The 19,252-nt window shown below is 32.4% G+C and carries 18 protein-coding genes; 12 read left to right on the forward strand and 6 right to left on the reverse strand.

Going from position 1 to position 19,252, the window contains the following annotated elements:
- The first annotated feature begins 23 nt into the window (after window positions 1–23).
- The 12 genes from ACFSSB_RS00415 (at window position 24) to ACFSSB_RS00470 (ending at window position 11,773) form a co-directional block, all read left to right on the forward strand.
- Window positions 24–1,454, forward strand: coding sequence for a hypothetical protein (locus ACFSSB_RS00415; RefSeq protein ID WP_379899811.1), 1,431 nt, complete (start codon window positions 24–26; stop codon window positions 1,452–1,454).
- 31 nt (window positions 1,455–1,485) lie between these two features.
- Entirely contained in the window at window positions 1,486–2,364 is an 879-nt protein-coding gene (locus tag ACFSSB_RS00420; protein WP_379899813.1) for a hypothetical protein, read from the forward strand.
- Between the two features lie 4 nt (window positions 2,365–2,368).
- Entirely contained in the window at window positions 2,369–3,829 is a 1,461-nt protein-coding gene (locus ACFSSB_RS00425; protein ID WP_379899815.1) for a hypothetical protein, read from the forward strand.
- 339 nt (window positions 3,830–4,168) lie between these two features.
- Window positions 4,169–4,519 (forward strand): hypothetical protein, encoded by a 351-nt coding sequence (locus ACFSSB_RS00430; RefSeq protein ID WP_379899817.1) that lies wholly within the window; start codon window positions 4,169–4,171, stop codon window positions 4,517–4,519.
- 205 nt (window positions 4,520–4,724) lie between these two features.
- A complete protein-coding gene (locus tag ACFSSB_RS00435) occupies window positions 4,725–6,176 on the forward strand; it encodes a tail fiber domain-containing protein (RefSeq protein WP_379899819.1) in 1,452 nt (483 codons plus the stop codon).
- 4 nt (window positions 6,177–6,180) lie between these two features.
- Window positions 6,181–7,149 carry a hemagglutinin protein gene (locus ACFSSB_RS00440; protein ID WP_379899821.1) on the forward strand — a complete coding sequence of 323 codons (969 nt, stop codon included), beginning with the start codon at window positions 6,181–6,183 and terminating at the stop codon, window positions 7,147–7,149.
- A gap of 45 nt (window positions 7,150–7,194) precedes the next feature.
- Window positions 7,195–7,995, forward strand: a complete 801-nt coding sequence (locus ACFSSB_RS00445; RefSeq protein ID WP_379899823.1) for a T9SS type A sorting domain-containing protein — start codon at window positions 7,195–7,197, stop codon at window positions 7,993–7,995.
- Between the two features lie 390 nt (window positions 7,996–8,385).
- Window positions 8,386–8,610 (forward strand): helix-turn-helix domain-containing protein, encoded by a 225-nt coding sequence (locus tag ACFSSB_RS00450; RefSeq protein ID WP_379899825.1) that lies wholly within the window; start codon window positions 8,386–8,388, stop codon window positions 8,608–8,610.
- Between the two features lie 270 nt (window positions 8,611–8,880).
- Window positions 8,881–9,198 carry a hypothetical protein gene (locus ACFSSB_RS00455; protein ID WP_379899827.1) on the forward strand — a complete coding sequence of 106 codons (318 nt, stop codon included), beginning with the start codon at window positions 8,881–8,883 and terminating at the stop codon, window positions 9,196–9,198.
- Window positions 9,199–9,240: 42 nt separating this feature from the next.
- Entirely contained in the window at window positions 9,241–9,393 is a 153-nt protein-coding gene (locus ACFSSB_RS00460; protein WP_379899829.1) for a hypothetical protein, read from the forward strand.
- A 56-nt stretch (window positions 9,394–9,449) separates the two neighbouring features.
- On the forward strand, window positions 9,450–10,700 hold the full coding sequence (locus tag ACFSSB_RS00465) for a hypothetical protein (RefSeq protein ID WP_379899831.1): 1,251 nt from the start codon (window positions 9,450–9,452) through the stop codon (window positions 10,698–10,700).
- 113 nt (window positions 10,701–10,813) lie between these two features.
- Window positions 10,814–11,773: a hypothetical protein gene (locus ACFSSB_RS00470; protein WP_379899833.1), complete on the forward strand. Its 960-nt coding sequence runs from the start codon at window positions 10,814–10,816 to the stop codon at window positions 11,771–11,773.
- 1 nt (window position 11,774) lies between these two features.
- Here the strand turns inward: ACFSSB_RS00470 and ribB are convergent, their stop codons facing one another.
- The 6 genes from ribB to tpx form a co-directional block, all read right to left on the reverse strand.
- Complete coding sequence (gene ribB / locus ACFSSB_RS00475) at window positions 11,775–12,932, reverse strand: 3,4-dihydroxy-2-butanone-4-phosphate synthase (protein ID WP_379899835.1); 1,158 nt, start codon at window positions 12,930–12,932, stop codon at window positions 11,775–11,777.
- A gap of 15 nt (window positions 12,933–12,947) precedes the next feature.
- Complete coding sequence (locus tag ACFSSB_RS00480) at window positions 12,948–14,792, reverse strand: LptF/LptG family permease (protein WP_379899838.1); 1,845 nt, start codon at window positions 14,790–14,792, stop codon at window positions 12,948–12,950.
- A gap of 96 nt (window positions 14,793–14,888) precedes the next feature.
- On the reverse strand, window positions 14,889–15,524 hold the full coding sequence (locus ACFSSB_RS00485) for a LolA family protein (protein ID WP_379899840.1): 636 nt from the start codon (window positions 15,522–15,524) through the stop codon (window positions 14,889–14,891).
- A 65-nt stretch (window positions 15,525–15,589) separates the two neighbouring features.
- Window positions 15,590–18,016: a DNA translocase FtsK gene (locus ACFSSB_RS00490; protein ID WP_379900339.1), complete on the reverse strand. Its 2,427-nt coding sequence runs from the start codon at window positions 18,014–18,016 to the stop codon at window positions 15,590–15,592.
- A gap of 167 nt (window positions 18,017–18,183) precedes the next feature.
- Window positions 18,184–18,552 (reverse strand): diacylglycerol kinase, encoded by a 369-nt coding sequence (locus tag ACFSSB_RS00495; RefSeq protein ID WP_379899842.1) that lies wholly within the window; start codon window positions 18,550–18,552, stop codon window positions 18,184–18,186.
- Complete coding sequence (tpx, locus tag ACFSSB_RS00500) at window positions 18,552–19,049, reverse strand: thiol peroxidase (RefSeq protein ID WP_379899844.1); 498 nt, start codon at window positions 19,047–19,049, stop codon at window positions 18,552–18,554. Before tpx ends, ACFSSB_RS00495 begins: the two co-directional genes overlap by 1 nt.
- Window positions 19,050–19,252: the final 203 nt, after the last annotated feature.

Genomic DNA, 19,252 nt, shown 5'->3' on the forward strand with positions numbered 1-19,252 from the left:
AGTTTAATAAATAATATTTGATTATGAAAAAAGTTATATTCTTATTCGCTTTCTGTATCGCGCTATCCACTTATGCCCAACAAGGAATTAATTATAAAGCCATTATAAAAGATGATTTAGGTAATGTAATTGCTAATCAAAGTGTCACAGTTCAATTTACCATTTTAGAAGGAGCAACAAATGTGTATCAAGAAACACATGCACCAACTACAGATGCAAATGGTGTCATAATTGTTAATATTGGAGAAGGCACAACAACTGATGTATTCACAGCTATAGCCTGGGGAACTGATGAGCACTGGCTTAACGTGCAAATTGACTCCGGAGCTGGTTTGGTAGATTTAGGAACCACGCAATTTATGGCTGTGCCTTATGCATTAAGTAGTAGAGACAATCCTTGGTTAAAAAATGAAGAAGGTATACATGTTATAAATAACGATGTCGGAATAGGAGTTGCCAACCCAGAGGCTCAATTAGATGTTCGTGGAGGAGATTGGAATTTAGATGCTGGTAATCCTGGAGATTTGAGAATTGGAAATGCTACTTCTAATTTCCGCATTGGAGTTGCAACTGGTGGAGGAGGAGCCGGAATTACTAGAATGTATAGTCAGGATGCTTTACTTATAGGGACGAATGACCGACCAAGTCTTACCATTGCTCAAAATGAAAATGTAGGAATTGGAACTACTACACCCAATACAAAATTGCAAATTTCTGGTGGGAGTGATGCGAGCAATAGTAATGGTTCGGGATATATGGTTTTAGGTAATGAACCTGGATTGAACTTGGTGTTTGACAATAATGAAATAATTGCACGAAATAATACAGATTCGTCAGCTTTATATATACAACAAACAGGTGGCTCTACGAATTTTGGAGGTGATGTTTCAGTTTCTGGTGTTGCCACGACTCCATCAATGGATATTGCTAATATTGAATCTGCTAGTAGCAAAGTGTTGGTTACGAAAGAATATACAGAGGCAAAATATTCTAAAAGAACTAAAGAAATTGTCATTCCAAGTATGGCTTTTCAACCTAGTGGCAATTATCACCCTGTTCCCAGACCATTAGCCGGAGGACCGGATCTTCCCGCTACTGATCGTTATCATATAATACATAATGGTTTGCTATTTACTCTTCATGATGATGCTATGTATATGGCACCATTGACGCTACCCGTCGGTTCTACTGTTAATCAAATAAGCGCTTTTTTATATGATAATGAATTTACAAATCTTCAATTTTCATTAACTGCTACAAGACTAACAACCAACATATATGTTCCAATTTTCACATTAACTACGGATAATTCGAACTCAAATCAAGAATTGACTCATTCCACACCTTTAACAATTTTATCTGATTACATGTACTTTTTTACAATCACCACAGCTGAGGCTGCAGATTGGGGCGAACAAGGTATTAAAGGAATTAAAGTAATTTATACAGAATAGATAATGTATGCTCAATTTAAAATCTAATATTATGAAATCAACAGCAACATTAATTATAGGCCTTTTTATTACATTATCGTGCTTTGCCCAACAAGGCATTAACTACAAAGCACTCATTAAGGATGGAGGTGGTAATGTAGTAGCCAACGACTTGGTAGCAGTACAATTTCAAATTCTAAAAGGGGCAGGTATGACCGAGGTCTATCAGGAAACCCACACAATAAGTACAGATTCCAATGGTATTGTCATTGTTAATATTGGAGAAGGATCAGTAGATAGCGGAGTATATGAAGATATAGATTGGGGAAGCGACAACCATTATTTAAATGTTCAAATTAATACAGGTTCAGACCTCGTAGATTTAGGAACGACTCCGTTTATGTCTGTTCCGTATTCAAAACATGCTACAAACGCTAATATGGCGACTCGTATTACTATAATACCAGAACCTTATATCCTGGGAAGGAGCAGTATAACCAGCAGCGCACGTTTTCAGTTTAATGGTAAGTTTGGTTGGCAAGCAGCACAAGAAATGTGTGAGGCTTCTTATCCTAATGATCCTAATGTGAGAGCTTTTACTTTAGAACAAATAACACAAGCCATCGTGTTGGGAAATTGGGATGTCAATAATGTAAATAGTATTGATGGTGTAGATTTTTGGGCAATAACTCCAATAACTTACAATACGTTAAGTTCTACGATGGTTCTTCCTCATCAAAATAATGCATTTGGTTTAAATCATAACATAGGAGCTACCCATAGAGGAACAACAGGTGAAATCATTATTGAAGCCAATTATATACCAGAAGAAACCATTGGAGACAATCCATCAAATACATACTTAAGAGTAAATAACAACGTGTCACCGGGAAACCAATATCCTTGCATGTGTGGTACCTATAAAAACTAAAATTATGAAAAGATATATTATAACATTTTCGATTTTATTTATAGCATTAGTTGGTTATGGTCAAAGTGCCATGAATTACAAAGCTGTAATTAAAGACAATTTAGGAAACGTAATTGCGAATCAACAAGTCACTGTGCAGTTTGCCATCTTACAAGGTGTGTCACAAATCACTGTGTACCAAGAAACCCATGCACCAACTACAGATGCAAATGGTGTCATAATTGTTAATATTGGTGAAGGCACTTCTTCTGATGTATTTACAGATATAAATTGGGGCGTAGACGACCATTTTTTAAATGTCCAAATCGATACAGGCTCTGGCATTGTAGATTTAGGAACCACTCAATTTATGGCAGTGCCTTATGCTTTAAGTGCAGCAAATGCAGCTAATAAAATAGACGATTTATTAGACGGAAAGTCTGATGACTCTTCTTTGTTTTTAGGTTTAGAAGCTGGTATAAATGATAATGCCACGTCAAATAGAAATATTGGTTTAGGCTATCAAGCACTAGCATCAAATATTGCTGGTGAAGGAAATGTTGCTCTTGGATATCGAGCAGGATTTAATGAAACGGGTAGTGATAAATTATATATCGACAACACAGATACAAATAATCCTTTAATATATGGTGATTTTAATACGGATAAACTCACTCTTAATGGCGATGTTAATATCACAGGTAATTTAAGCCTTAATCATATTGGTTCTCAGATTGGATCTGCATCTTTTACTTTGACGCAAGCTAATGAAGGGTATGGAGGTATGTATGTGAATTCTTTGGGTGTCAATAATGCCTCTCCATTTTATGGTTATGCCGTAGGAAATACATCTAAAGCTTGGCATTATTATCATGATTTTTTGAGTTCTTGGATATTAAATGTAGATGGAGATAAAATCAAAGTGAATAGTGAAAATACTTTAATTTACAATAAACTTTTAATTAATACAGAAAACCAAATAAATCCGAATACAGATTTAACTTTAAAAAGTAATAGCTTCAATGGTTTTGGAGGGATGTATGTTGATATGGATGGAAGTGGTTATTCTTCCCCTTTTTATGGGTATGCCATAAATGGAGCGCCTAAAGCTTACAGCTTTTATAAAGAAGCTGATTCTACATGGAATCTTAATGTGGGTGATGTGTATACTGACGCTTTGGTTGTTGAAAATGATAACTTAAAAGTCAATGGATCAATTACTCTTGCTACTGAAAATGCTGTTACTAAGCCGGTAGGAACCATTTATTATTATCAGGATCATTTTTATGGAAATACATCTACCGGAATAAAACGACTAGACAATACCACAACTTCTAAGTCGGCTTATAGAGAAAGTGAAGAAGTAAGCCATATGATACAAATGTTAAAGGATGAAAATGAGTTGTTGAAGAAAGAATTAAGTACGATTAAATCACATCTTGCAGAGCTAGAAAAGAACGTATTATCGAAGAATGACAAACAATAGAAATAATTTAGATAATTAAAAATTAACAATTTTTAAAATGCGAGTTATAACCGTTGGTTTGGTATAAATAACATTACTCAAATACAACTAACTATTTTTAATAAGCATGAATTAATAACGGTATAACTATACCTATAATATTAAAAATTTAGCAAAGTATAATCTAATCGGTTGCTCATATAAAAGTCGTTATGTTTTATATAATCTATGTAATGTATAGAATTTTAATTAAAAAGAGACCAACTATATACTATTCTATACCAACTATACAATTTTAAAAGATAGACTAAAAGGTTTTTATATGTTATTAATTATCAGTTTAATAAGTGGAAATCAATTATGATAAAAGTATTACACTTTATAGTTTTCTGTATCACTTTATCAACTTATGCCCAAAACGGCATTAATTACAAAGCAGTTATTAAAGATGATCTAGGTAATGTTGTAGCTAATGATTTGATAGTCGTTCAATTTCAAATTTTACAAGGAGTTGGTATGACTAATGTGTATCAAGAAACCCATACGCCAACGACCGATGTTAACGGTCTCATTATTGTAAATATAGGCGAAGGCACTACAAGTGATGTATTTACAGATATAGATTGGCGAACAGACAACCACTTTATAAATGTGCAAATAAACGCAGGCGCAGGAATTAGAATTAAAGGAAGTGGAGTCACAACAATTTAACCTAAGATTAAATCAAATTGAAGCTATTCTGAATGCAAATAACCAATAATTGCATCATTGTAACAAGTGTTATATCATTTGTTACAATAGTTATATAAGCTTAGAAACACTAAAGATATATTTGATATCGAAGAGTTGTTAAATTATTTTTTTTAATGATGTTAACATTTTGATAATAAAACTATTAAAGGATAAACACAATATTATGAAATCAAAACTAACATTTTTATTATTCATGTGTATAACCTGTTTTGGGTTTGCCCAAAACGGCATTAATTACAAAGCAGTTATTAAAGACGACCTAGGTAACATTGTTGCTAACGATTTAATTGTTATTGAATTTTCAATATTACAAGGAGTAGCTCAAACAAACGTATATACGGAAACCCATACACCTACTACCAATGATAACGGTATTATTATTGTCAACATTGGAGAAGGGACACCAATTTCAGGAATATTTTCAGACATTGACTGGAGCAGTAATAACCACTTTTTAAACGTTCAGGTAAATACTGGTCCTGGTTTAGTAGATATGGGTACCAGCGCTTTTAAATCAGTTCCCTATGCTATGTCTGCAAGCACTATTGAATTACCCTATTATGGTGATACAGCTTATTCTGGTGCTGCCTTTCAAGTACATAATAATTTTACAAACGGCACGTATGGCATTGTCGGTTCTACTGGTACGGATGGAGCTACCATTCCGGCAAATAGGGCTGGTGTACTTGGTTACTCTACAAATGCACACGGTGTTTATGGTGTTTCTGTGAATGGTTTCTTTGCAGGCGTACAAGGAATTTCTGAATCTGCAACAGGAGTTGGTATTCAGGGCTATGCTATTGGAGGAGGTGTTGGTGGTCATTTTTATACATCTTCTTCAGGTAAAGCAGCATTAACTACTGGCGTTGGAAACGTTGGATTTGGTATAAGCACACCAGTAAATCCAGTATCAATACTTCAAACAACAGGAAGTGCAAATACGGTTCGTATTGAAAGTCAAGATCATCCTACAGGTAAAGATTTATTAGAACTTATAGTGCCATCAGGTTCTACATCAAATTCTCAATTTATTGAAATGCAGAATGGTACTGCCATTGTTGCTGCAGTAAATAGTGATGGTTCAGCAAAATTCACCAAATTAGGTGTTGATGGTTATCCTACTGGAAAATTACATATTTTTCAACAAAGCCAAACTGTTGGTACAGGTTTACGGTTTGATGATGGAAGTGTGAATGCTGACTGGGATATTACCCATGGTTATTCTTTGCGTTTTCATTATGGAGGTACATTAAAAGGGTTTATCAATGTAAGTACAGGTGCATATGTAGTATCTTCTGATGTACGTTTAAAAAATGAGATTCAAGAAATACCTTCAATGCTTAGAAAAGTTGATTTGTTACGACCTACAACCTATGTGTATAAAAGTGATGAAAGTAGAAAGCAAGCATTGGGTTTTATTGCTCAAGAAGTTCAAGAAATATTTCCTGAAGTGGTACATTATTCTGAAGCAGATGATTTATATGGAATTGACTATGGAGGTTTCAGCGTGATTGCAATTAAAGCGATACAAGAACAACAAACCATAATAGAATATCAACAAAAACAAATTGATGAATTAAAGATATTGGTACAATCATTACTTGAAAAACAATAACATTATGAAACTAAAACTCACATTTTTAATAAGCTTGTTACTAACATTCGTAAGTTATGGGCAAACTATCGAAAAATTTAGTATCGATAGTGGAGGAGCTAGTGCAACAGCTGGTGGTATAGAAATACTTTATACTATTGGCGAAGTGAATGTTCAAGAATTAAGCACAGGAGCAGTTTCTGTTTCTGAAGGCTTTATTAATGGCCCAATGAAAATCAAGATAGACCCAAAATTCTTCTTGCAAGGACCATCATTAAATCCAGCTTCAGCAGGATTGATGAATGATGACTTAAGAATGAACAGTTTCTTACCAACCACAAGTCCTTATGCCGATGCAGCTACGTGCAATGCAGCTGTATTTTCTGTTACAGGAAATGATGCCATTGTAGATTGGGTTTGGATTGAATTACGAGCAGCCAACGATAACACAAAACGTATTAATGGTAAATCGGCTTTATTGCAACGCGATGGCGATGTGGTTGGCTTAGATGGTGTTTCAGATGTGATAATGACAGCTGGACCAACCAATTATTACGTGGTTGTAAAACACAGGAATCATATAGGAGCCATGAGTGCGTCAACTATTGCTTTAAAAGAAGATACAGCAACAGTTGTAGATTTTACAAATTCAGGTTTTTCAACTTATGGTTCCAATGCTCAAGTTGTTTTAGGTTCTGGAGATACAGCTCTTTGGGCTGGAGATACAAATCATACAGGACAAGTACGATTCTCAGGAGCTCTTAATGGTTCTAATATTATAAAAGATGCTGTACTTGCAGATCCTTCCAACGTTTTAAACTTTATTACTTATAGCGCTTCAGGTTATTTAGATATTGATGTAAACATGAATGGCATTGGTAAATTTTCAGGCGAGAACAATGATAGTAATATCCTTAAAGATAATGTTCTGGCACATCCAGCTAACGTCCTAAATTTTGCAACCTATACAATTAATACCACAGTACCGGAATAGCATTTTTTAATAATTAAATAATCACGAACAGAAAATATATCTATTATGAAAACAAATTATTTTATTTTAACATTTTTTTTATTCAGCATTCTTACTTTCTCTCAGCAGAATTATGAGTTTGGACTGATACATGTTTCTAATAACAACTTTAAAGTAGTTGCCATACCAAATTTTGATTCTTCAGGAAATACTGATGTTTCTGATGTTGGTTTTACACTAATGCTTCCTGCTGGAACTTCCGATGTTTCAGATATAACAGGGTTGTTAAGCGGTAGAGCCTGGAGCATTAATAGGTTAACGGCAGAAACCCTTATTACTCTTGGTGGAGATGGTACCGAAGATGGTAATCTCTTAAATTGCCCTCCAGGACAAACCATCCTGGCTCATACTAGTGGAGAACAAATAGACCTGGTTAGTTTTTCAATAAGTAATATGCCAACTACTGGCGAAATGCGTCTTTTATATAATACTGAAATTATTGCCATAAATACTGCGGGTGCCTTAGATAGTTTTTACAATTCAAACATAGATGGTACAACAACACAAAATTATTTTAGTGGATTTGTATCGGGATTAGAGAGTTTTAATTTTGAAACTTTAAGCACAGAAACTGTCCAATTAGAAGATAACTCGATACAGGTTTATCCTAATCCAGCGTCAGATTATTTAAATATCGCTACAAAACATACTATTAAACAAGTGGAGGTATTTGATGTTTTAGGTAAAAAAGTAAAGCAAAATATAAGTAGCAATAAGATAAATGTTAGTCAGTTACCAGTAGGTATCTACATTGTAAAAGTGTTTACAGATAAAGGGCAAATAACCAAAAAGATTGTGATTGAATAAATCTATAAAGAAGCTATTAATTAAAGTTTAAGGAGGATGCGCTGTTAAAGGTTCGTTCTCCTTTTTTTTCAATTATTTTAGGGTAAAATGAACATAACTAAGTTGGTTGTTTATGTTAGCTTACATAAACTTTAGTAACTGTACTAAAACAATGAATTATTATAAGTTATGTATGCATATTAAGATTGGTTTTATTCTTTTTCTGTGAAAAGTGTGTTTTCCAAAGTAAAGAAATAGAAGCGATATCTATCAATTCTAAGCAGGTTACTTTTAGATGTTTAAATAAAACAGCCTTTAACAAAAAAGGGTTTCTAGTATTGCACAAGATAGTACAGATTATTTATGGACTGTTACTAGAAGTGGATGGAATAAATAGGATGCACATTAGTCTTGCACAACTACATAAGAAAAAGAAAGGCTATTACTAATAGAACTACTAGTGCGTTTATACGTTCGCAACGATTAAAACTGGCCAAAGAGTTACTTCAAAAATCAGATGCTACTATTTCAGAAATTGCCTATCTAGTAGGCTTTAATACATCTTCCTATTTTATTAAGTATTTTAAAGAAATTTACCATTGCACACCTAATGAGTTTCAGTCTAAAACCTTATAGCTAGCCTTTTGTTTAGTACGTGAAACATATCTTATATCCTTTGAAACATATCTAGTATTTAAAGGAAAAACTTCTATATACTTTTATCACTCTTAAAAGAATGATTAATGGAAGGTCAAGCAAACAACAATGTTAAAGCACGTAAAATTTACTTGAGTATTGATCATCTTAAAAAAGGAACATACCAATTAAATATTCTGTTAAAAAACAAGGTAATTAAATCTATAAAAATCCATAAATAAGATGAAATGCTTAGCTATAAATAATAAAATGAACATCATTTTCTACTTCGTGATAATGTGTGTTTTTTGTTGTTGTAAACAACAAGAAGATAATGAAATAGCACAGAATAGGAGTTCTTTAAACGAGCCTGCTGTTACTGTTTTTATGGAAGGAAAGGTGTATACCATAGAACAAAATAACTTAGAGCCTCCTATAAAGTCGGTCTTTAAAAAAGACTCTATTTTTCTTCTGTTTTGGGAAGACAAAAATCCTATGCAACTTAATGTTAACCTTACAGATTTAGATTTATTAAGTAGTGAAAAAGCTACTTATAAAATTCCAGAATCTAATACTCCTAAAATATAAGCAGACCTTAATTTTTTTATAGCTAATAGAAATGTAAAAAGAATGAATAAACGAATTCTTTTTAAAAAAGGAATTATTGAAATAAAGAAAATAACCAATAGCAAACTGCAAATGACTTTTGAAGGAGAAGGATGCGGTATGATGGAGCGAGGGAATCTTTTTCCTATTTCAGGAAAAATTAACGTGAATTATTAATCCATAATATAAACTACTTACATAGAAGTAGTCAAATTATTAAAATCTAAAAAATTATGAAAACTAAATTAAAATCAACTGTTTTTTTTAAAGTCATTTTTATACTTCTTATAGTAATGTCTTGTACCTCTAATGATGACGAGGTGAATAATGAACCACAAGAAAATAATTTAAGTGCCATACAAGGGGAATGGTATAGGGTAGAAAGTAATAATCCTGTTAATGATGGTATGAAAATTAATGTAATCGATGATGCAGGACAGGTTGTAGAACCTTTACAATCTGGCTTTGCTGTAGGAGCCATAAAATGGAAAGATATTTTAGCTCAAAACAATGGCGTTTATGATTATTTAGAGTTAGGAAGTGATGCTAATTATTATGCCGCAGAAATGGAATTAAATATAGATGATACCTTAAGAATTTCTATAGCCTCATCAGGAGCAGGAAATATTCAAAAATGGGTACGTCAATATACTAGTGCAGAACCACACGATTGTGTGCCTTACGATCCGGCAGTTTTTGATGGCAATTTTCAATCCGATTGGAGTATGGTAAATGAAGTAGATGCATTTTCTATAATGTCTGTTCCTAGTTCTGATTATGGAGGAGGTATTGTAAATATTAGTGTACAAACAGATAGTCCTGTATCTCCTTGTTTAAACCTTTTTGCAGGAAGTGCTTTGGCTACAGGTATTGCAACAGGGTCTAATCAAACATCGTCTAGAACCTATCGTTTTATAGGGCATCCTGGAACATTATTTTCTGGAGAAACTACAGATTGTGATAATGCACCAAGTGATGAATATCCTTGGGACTATACCATTAGTTGGACGTATTCAGGAATTATGGATTGTTATGAGCCAAATGATACTTTTGAACAAGCTAAAGCAATTCCAAAAAATCAAAATATTTCTGCCTATGGTGTTGCTGGCTTTGTCGAAGGAAATACAGGGATTTATGAAGATCAAACCTATGATTGGTATAAAGTAACCATTACAGAACCAACAAAAATCAGAGCGACCTTAAATAGCTGTCCTAATGATATTCATATGCATTTTAGATTTTTTAAAAATACCAATGGCAACATTAGTAGTATTCCTGTAAATACTGTTCAAATTTCAGGAGAAGCACATGCGCCAGGAAGTACTTATTATATTGAAACAAATAATGTTTTAGAACCTGGAACTTACCTTTTAGAAGCACATCGTTTACGAGGAGCAGGAGTTCCTGATATTGTTGCAGATGGTGAAGGAAATCCAGAACATTGGACCACACCATATAGTTTTTCGGTTACACAAGAACAGTAATACTTAGAAAACCACAAACTTTTTGTTGTGCTCTGAAAATAAAATAATCTTTAAGAGGAATGTGTATACATAAACAACATTCCTCTTTTTTTAACTAATTAAAATTTATAGAAATGAAAACGAATTCTTTTATAGTATTTAGCGTATGTATGCTATTTCTTTTTAATTGTAAAAAGGAAAAGCAGGTAGAAAATAAAGGAGAACTTTTAGCACAAGTAGAAGAGACGAACAAAGCGTCAGAAAATGTTATAGATATTGTTACTAGAAGTATGGAGTTTCAAAGCGTAGATACTATTTCGTCTGGATGGAATACCTTTAGGTATCAAAATTTATCGAATGAAACGCATTTTTTTCTTCTTGATAAATATCCAGAAGGAATAACGGTTCAAAATACTTTAGCAGATGTAGCTCCTGTTTTTTCTGAAGGCATGGATTTAATTAACAAAGGAAAACCCGAAGCTGGTTTTGCAGCATTTAATAAACTTCCTGCTTGGTATTTTGATATTGTTTTTTCTGGAGGTTCTGGTTTAGTGGCACCACATCATACTGCTGTTTCTACGCTTTATTTAAAACCTGGTTATTACATTATGGAATGTTATGTGAAAATGCCAAACGGCATGTTTCATACCTTAATGGGAATGGCAAAACCTATTATTGTTACAAAAGAAGATAGTGGTGTAGTGCCACCAGAAGCTACTGTAAACATTACACTTTCAGGAGAAACAGGTATTACTTATGACACAGAGATAAAAAAAGGAAAACACATTTTTTCGGTTTTTGTAAAAGACCAAAAAGCCCATGAAAACTTTATCTGGCATGATGTTAATCTGGTGAAACTAGATCCAGATGCTAATGAAGACCATGTAGAAGCTTGGATGGATTGGTCAGATCCTAAAGGTTTAATTACACCAGTACCAAAAGGTGTTACGTTTTTAGGAGGAGTAAACGATATGGCTGCAGGTAGTACAGGTTATTTTCATGTAGACTACTTGCAGCCAGGTAAATATGCGTTTATTTCAGAAGTGCCAAATACTAAAAGTAAAGGGCTTTTTAAAGTGTTTATGGTAAAATAGCTTAGTACTTTACATACTCTACAATTTCTAAACCATAACCAATCATACCAACACGTTTACTTTGTTGTGAGTTAGATATTAATTTTAGTTTATGTATGTTTAAGTCATGTAGTATTTGTGCGCCAATACCAAAATCTTTACTATCCATTTCAATACGAGGAGCTTTTACTATTTGTCCTTCAGTTTGTGTTTCTTTTAAAATGTTTAAACGTTTTAAAAGATTCATAGACTGTGATTGCTGATTGATAAAGATAACAGCTCCTTTACCTGCATCATTAATCACCTTAAACATGTCGTCTAGTTTTTTATCTGCATTATTGGTTAAAGTACCAAGAATATCATTGTTTACAAGCGTAGCGTTTACACGTGTTAAAACGGTTTCGTTTGCAGACCAACTTCCTTTGGTTAGTGCAATATGAATTTGATCGTTTGTAGTTTGATGGTATGCTCTTAAACGGAAGTTTCCAAAGCGCGTTTCAATATTAAAGTCTTCTTTTTTCTCTATTAAAGAATCGTGCTCCATACGATAAGCAACTAAATCTTCAATAGAAATAATTTTTAAGTCGAATTTTTTAGCAACTTTTACCAATTGAGGTAAACGTGCCATGGTTCCGTCTTCATTTAAAATTTCTACTAAAATTCCAGCAGGTTTTAAACCAGCTAAACGTGCTAAATCTACAGAAGCTTCGGTGTGTCCTGTTCTACGTAATACGCCTCCATTTTTTGCACGTAAAGGAAATATATGTCCAGGACGACCTAAATCATGTGGTTTAGTGTCTTCCTTAACTAAAGATGCAATGGTTTTAGCTCTATCGTGAACCGAAATTCCTGTGGTACAACCATGTCCTATTAAATCTACAGATACTGTAAATGGTGTATGGTGCAAAACAGTGTTGTTTTGTACCATTAAATTTAAATCTAACTCTTCACATCTATCTTCGGTAAGTGGTGCGCAAATTAATCCACGACCATGTGTAGCCATGAAATTAATCATCTCTGGAGTTACTTTTTCTGCTGCTGCAATAAAATCGCCTTCGTTTTCTCTATCTTCATCATCTACAACAATAATAACTTTACCGTTTTTAATATCGGCTATGGCTGCTTCAATAGTATCTAGAGTATACTCTTTTTTATTGCTTTCTTCTGTTGGTGTTATCATGATGCAAAGGTATTCTTATTTTAATGTATTAGGAAAGTCTTCCTTAATTTTATTTTGTTTTAAAAAATGTGTTAGCGGATAAATAACATAACCTAATACAAGTAATATTGGGTTTTTTGAATTTGTTTTTTCATCTACTAATGCATAAAGTGCACCTAAGTTTAAAACGGATTTTATATAGTAAATAAGCAACATTACCAATGAAATAATACTTAATTCTATTGCTGCTGATGCAAAATTAGGAAGTTTATTGTTATTAAATACAAAGAATAAAATAGTTAAAATTAATCCTGTTATATAAAAAATTAATGCGGTTTTTGAATGAAAACTATAGTCTTTGTATATAGATTTTGCTTGCTCTATATTTTCAATTTGTACTACAGTTTCATCAATGGTTTCTTCTGATTCTGTGTTTGTTATTACAGTATCCGATTTCGTTTTAATTTTAAGTAGTTTTTTTAGAGGCTCAATAATATGATCAAATTCAAATAAACCTCTATCTGCTGTAGCTCTTCGGGTTAAAAAGATACCTAAAGGAAGCATGATTATAGTAGAAATCCAAGGTGCAATAACAGGGTTTACACTTCCGTTACTAGCACTGTTTTTAGCAAAAATACCTATAAAGTGATAGGTTAAAAACAATAAAATAGCAATTACCATTGGTAAGCCAATACCTCCTTTTCTAATTAAAGCGCCAAGAGGAGCACCAACAAAAAATAAAATAATACAAGCAAAACCTAAAGCAAACTTTTCATGTAGAGCTACTATATGTTTGTTGTAGTTGGTTTGTTTATTTTTTAAAAGTTTTTCTTTTGTAGTTATTACTTGTCTTGTGCTATTAGTAGTGTTTATAGCTAAATCTATTAATTGAATTTTCTTTTTAGTATTAAATAAATCTAAAATATCACCAGTAAAAGTAGTGTCTGTTTTTACTCTTAAACCATTGTCTAATACTTCAATTTGTGATCTGTTGTATAAATTTTCAGAAAAAACATCATATTCTTTTTTGCTTTCTACAGCAAGGGAGTCTATAGTGTAATTTAAGTCGCTAATATTAAGCATGCTGTATTTGTCTGAAATGTTTTTTGCGTCTAGATCTTGACTGTTTTCTTCAGATAAATCTAAGTTAAAGGTGTATGTTTTAAAAGAACTTTTAACTAATGGGTGTTTTTCTCTTGCTTTATATTCTTTAGGAGGTGTATCGTCATAAAAATACCCATCATGTAATATAAGTTTTAATACACTAGAGTTTTTATCACCTACAAGTTCCCCAGTTTTAGAAACAATGGTTCTATAGTTTTTATTTCCTCTAGAGCTGTTGCTTTTTTCATGAATAACAACACCTTTTAGGTCTTTACCATTTAAACCACTTTTTTCTTCAACTTTAATATTAATATTACCAACATCATTAAATTGACCTTCAGCAATAGCCATTGCAGGTTTTAATTTTTTTATGTTGTTACGTAAATTGTATGAATTGTATTCTCCCCAAGGTATTACACTATTACTAAAAAAGAAGGTGGTAATACCAAGTATACCAATAAAAATACCTAGTCCAGCCATGGCACGTTGTAATGAAATACCTGTAGATTTCATGGCAGCAAACTCATAGTTTTCGGCAAAATTACCAAATACCATAATAGAAGCTAATAAGATGGTTAGTGGTAAAACTAACGGAATTAACTTTGGGGAATAGTATAGTAAGAACTTTAAAACTACAACTAGGTCTAAGTCTTTACCAGCTAATTCTTTTATAAATAGCCAAATGGTTTGTAAAACAAAAATCAGCATGAGTATTAAAAACACGCTGATAAAGGTTTTTAGGTACGTTTTTAAAATGTATCTATCTAGAATTTTCACACTTTAATATTTGTAGCTTATTGTTTTGTTAAAAGGTAATCGTGTTATTTAAACTAGCGGAATACATAACGCAATGCCAAGATAACTTGTTTTTTATTAATCTAATTTTTCTATGTAGTAGTCTTTAAACTTACTTTTGTCAAAGGTAAATAAGCTTTTTGATAAAGTCTCATTAGTTTGAAAAGAATTAACAGTTAAAGTAGTTTTTGTTCCGTTTTTTCCTGTTTCAATTAAATTATAAATGTGTTTTGTTTGGGCATCTATTCCTAAAAGCACCGATTTAATTTCAGAATTAGAGTCTATAGGAATTAACTGTACGTATTGTATTTTTCTTCCTTGTACATTTTGAACAATATCCATTTTATACGTAAAACCTTCTTCGTAAAAAGAAAGCATTTTACTTGGTGTGATACTACCTTCGTCTTCCATACTTTCTGAAGAGATTGTTACTTGTTCGTCTTCTGGACTGATGCTATATAAGGTTTTACCATCATAAATTCTGGTAATACCAAGAATGTTAAGTTTAAATTTTTCACCTTGCATCACCACATCACCACGAGTTTCTTGCTTAATATTTTCTGCAGTATTGTGTAGCATGTACTTAAAATCTATAGAAATATTGTCATAGCTTTTTACTTTTTGAGAAACTTCATCTAATAATTTTTTAGCGTCTTCTTGTGCAAAGCTTGAAATGCTTAATAAAATGGTAAATATGAAAATTAACTTCTTCATGAATAATTTTTTTTGTTTCCTTGTCCTGAAATTTAAGGAGTAGAAATGTTGTTTGTTTTTTTGGGTTAAATACTTTCGTTTGCTAATAATTGGTCAAGAGCTACTAAATCGGGAACAAGAACTTGTCTTGCTTTACTACCTTCAAAGCCACCAACAATTCCTGCAGCCTCTAATTGATCAATTAGTCTTCCTGCACGATTGTAACCTAGTTTTAGCTTACGTTGTAGTAAAGATGCAGATCCTTGTTGTGCGGTAACAATTATTTCTGCAGCTTCTCTAAATAGTTTATCTCTATCACTAATATCTATATCAAGACTTGTGCCACTTTCTTCACCAACATACTCTGGAAGTAAATGTGCTTCAGGATATGCTTTTTGAGCACCAATAAAATCTACTATTTTTTCAACTTCTGGTGTATCTACAAAAGCACACTGTATACGTACTAGATCATTTCCTTGCGTGTATAACATATCTCCACGACCAATAAGTTGGTCTGCTCCAGAACCATCTAAAATAGTTCTAGAATCTATTTTACTTGTTACTCTAAAAGCAATACGAGCAGGGAAATTGGCCTTAATAATACCTGTAATTACATTTACAGAAGGTCTTTGTGTTGCAATAATTAAATGTATACCAATGGCACGCGCTAATTGTGCTAAACGTGCAACTGGTGTTTCTACTTCTTTACCAGCAGTCATAATTAAATCTGCAAACTCATCTACCACTAAAACAATGTATGGTAAAAAGGCATGACCATCATTAGGGTTTAGTTTTCTAGCTTTAAATTTGTTGTTGTATTCTACAATGTTACGACATAATGCATTTTTAAGCATTTCATAACGATTATCCATTTCTATACAAAGCGAATTAAGCGTATTAATTACTTTGGTGTTGTCTGTAATAATTGCTTCTGCTTCGTCTGGTAGTTTTGCTAAATAATGACGCTCTATTTTATTAAATAGAGTAAGCTCTACTTTTTTAGGATCTACCAATACAAACTTTACTTCTGCAGGATGTTTTTTGTAGAGTAGTGAAGTTAGTACAGCATTTAAACCAACAGATTTACCTTGTCCTGTTGCACCAGCCATAAGCATATGAGGCATTTTAGCTAAATCTACCACAAAGGTTTCGTTGCTAATGGTTTTACCAAAAGCAATAGGTAATTGCATTTCAGATTTTTGAAACTTTTGCGATGCAATTACAGAACGCATAGAAACAATGGTTGAACTTTTATTAGGTACCTCAATACCAATAGTTCCTTTTCCAGGAATTGGTGCAATAATACGAATACCTAATGCCGAAAGCGATAAGGCAATATCATCTTCTAAATTTTTAATTTTAGAAATACGCACTCCTGCTTCTGGTACAATTTCATATAGTGTAACTGTAGGACCAATAGTAGCTTTTATGCTTGCAATACCAATTTTATAATTGTTTAAGGTTTCAACAATTCTGTTTTTGTTTTCTTCTAGCTCTTCTTGGTTTATAGAAATACCTTCGTTATTGTATTTTTTTAATAAATCTAAAGGTGGGAATTGGTAATTACCTAACTCTAAAGTAGGATCAAACAAACCAAAATCTTCTACTAGTTTGTTAGAAAGATTATCTGTTTCAGAGATTTCTTCTGCTACTTTTTCAACTTCAATAGCAAGGGCTTCTTCTTCCACAACTTCTTCCTCTTCTTTAGCGACTTCTATTTTAAAGTCATCGGTTGTATTTGTGGTTTTTGTTTTCGGTTTTATTTCTGGTTTTAGTTCTTGCTTAACAACAACAGGTTCTTCTTTTGGAGTGTTAACTTGATGTGCTGCTTTAATCTCTTCTGCTTCTGCAGTTAAGTCGTTATCTATTGGAGTAAATTCTTCTTTTATATCGTCAATTTCTTCGTTAATTCCTTTTTTAGCCTTTTTAAAGATATTTTTAAAGGTTTCTACAGTCATTTCAAAACGAATTGCTAAATAGGTTATTAGTCCAAAAAGGAGTAATAATATAGTTCCTACTTTACCAATATAATCTTGTAGAAAAGAATTTATTTCAAAGCCAATGACACCACCTAATAAGTCGTTTTTATCAGCAAAAAAACCAAAGAATATAGATAGCCATATAATAATTAATGTTCCCCAAAACCAATGTTTACGTAGTTTTTCTTTTTTTAAGCTAAGTAAAACATAAACACCAGAAAGAAAGATTAAACCAGAAAATATAAAAGACGAAATACCAAAACCACGTTGTATAAAAAAGTCACTTAACCAAGCACCAGTTTTGCTTAACCAGTTCTGAGGTTTTACGTTTCTTGAAGCAAATTCGGTTAATGTGCTTTGGTCTGCTTTTCCTGTAAAAAAGAAAGATAATAAGGATATAAAAAGTAATAACCCAAGTATAATAAATAGGCTTCCTACAACTAGCTTTTGTTGGCTAGTTAGCTTAAAATTAAAACTTGGCGCTTTAATTGATTTTGTTTTTTTTGATGTTGTTTTCGTTTTCTTTTTGGCCATATTTATTTTCCACATTAGTGAAAATCTTTAATTTCTAATTGTATTAGAATCTAGGTTTAGGTATTTTTTATAAATTTTTTAAAAGCAAAAATACAAATTACAAATGGTAACGAAACTTTATTCTAAAAAATTGTAAACAATGTTTTTACTAATATAAAGGTTGTTTATTAAAACATCTTTGGAAAATATATAATACAACCAATTATAGAGGCTGCAATGGCAAAAATAAAGACAGCTCCAGCTGCAAGGTCTTTAATAAGGCCAATTTTGGTATGGTGTTCTGGGTGTATAAAATCTGCTATTTCTTCAATGGCAGTATTTATACCTTCTATAGCCATGATAATAGAGATACATAAAATTTGAACAATCCATTCCATAGCAGAAAGCTGGTAGTAAAACCCAAGTATGGTCATGATAATGCCAATACAAAATTGAATTTTAATACTGCTTTCTGTTGTGATTAATAAATAGGCTCCTTTAAAAGCATACTTTATACTTTTGAGCCTATTTATTAAAAAGGAATCTTTTTTATGCATTATAAAGCTTTAAGTGCAGCTTCGTAATTTGGCTCTTCGGTGGTTTCTTGTACTTGCTCTGTATAGGTAACCGTTCCTTCTTCATCTATTACAACAACACTACGTGAATGTAAAGCCTCTAAAGGTCCAGTGGTAAAGTTTAAACCGTATGCTTTTCCAAAGCTTCCATCTTTATAATCAGAAAGGTTTATTACATTTTCTAAACCTTCTGCACCACAAAAACGTGCTTGTGCAAATGGTAAATCGTGCGAAATACATAACACTTTAGTGTTTTCTAAGCTACTTGCTTTTTCGTTAAAGGTTCTTACAGATTGTGCGCAAGTTCCAGTGTCTATACTAGGAAAAATGTTTAAAACCACTTTGCTTCCTGCAAAGTCAGATAGTGATTTAGTACCTAAATCTGTTGTTGTTAAGCTAAAGTCAGGTGCTTTGCTTCCTACTTTTGGTAATTCTCCTGAAGTATTTATTGGGTTTCCTTTTAAGGTTACTGTTGCCATAGTTATATGTTTTAATTAATGTATAAAATTAAGAATAATTAGATGTTAAAACTACTTGTTTGCTTTTTTTTTGCATTTTTAGTTTTCCATGCTTAGCACTGTTATATGCTTATTTGTACTTGTTATTTGTTTTTTGGTTAGTTAGTCTCTCTAATATATAAGTGAATTTTCTTTTTAGCTAAGATGTTTATTTTTAGCTTGGT

Origin of the sequence: Lacinutrix gracilariae, from assembly GCF_042684485.1 — a bacterium.
Lineage (GTDB): Bacteria > Bacteroidota > Bacteroidia > Flavobacteriales > Flavobacteriaceae > Oceanihabitans > Oceanihabitans gracilariae.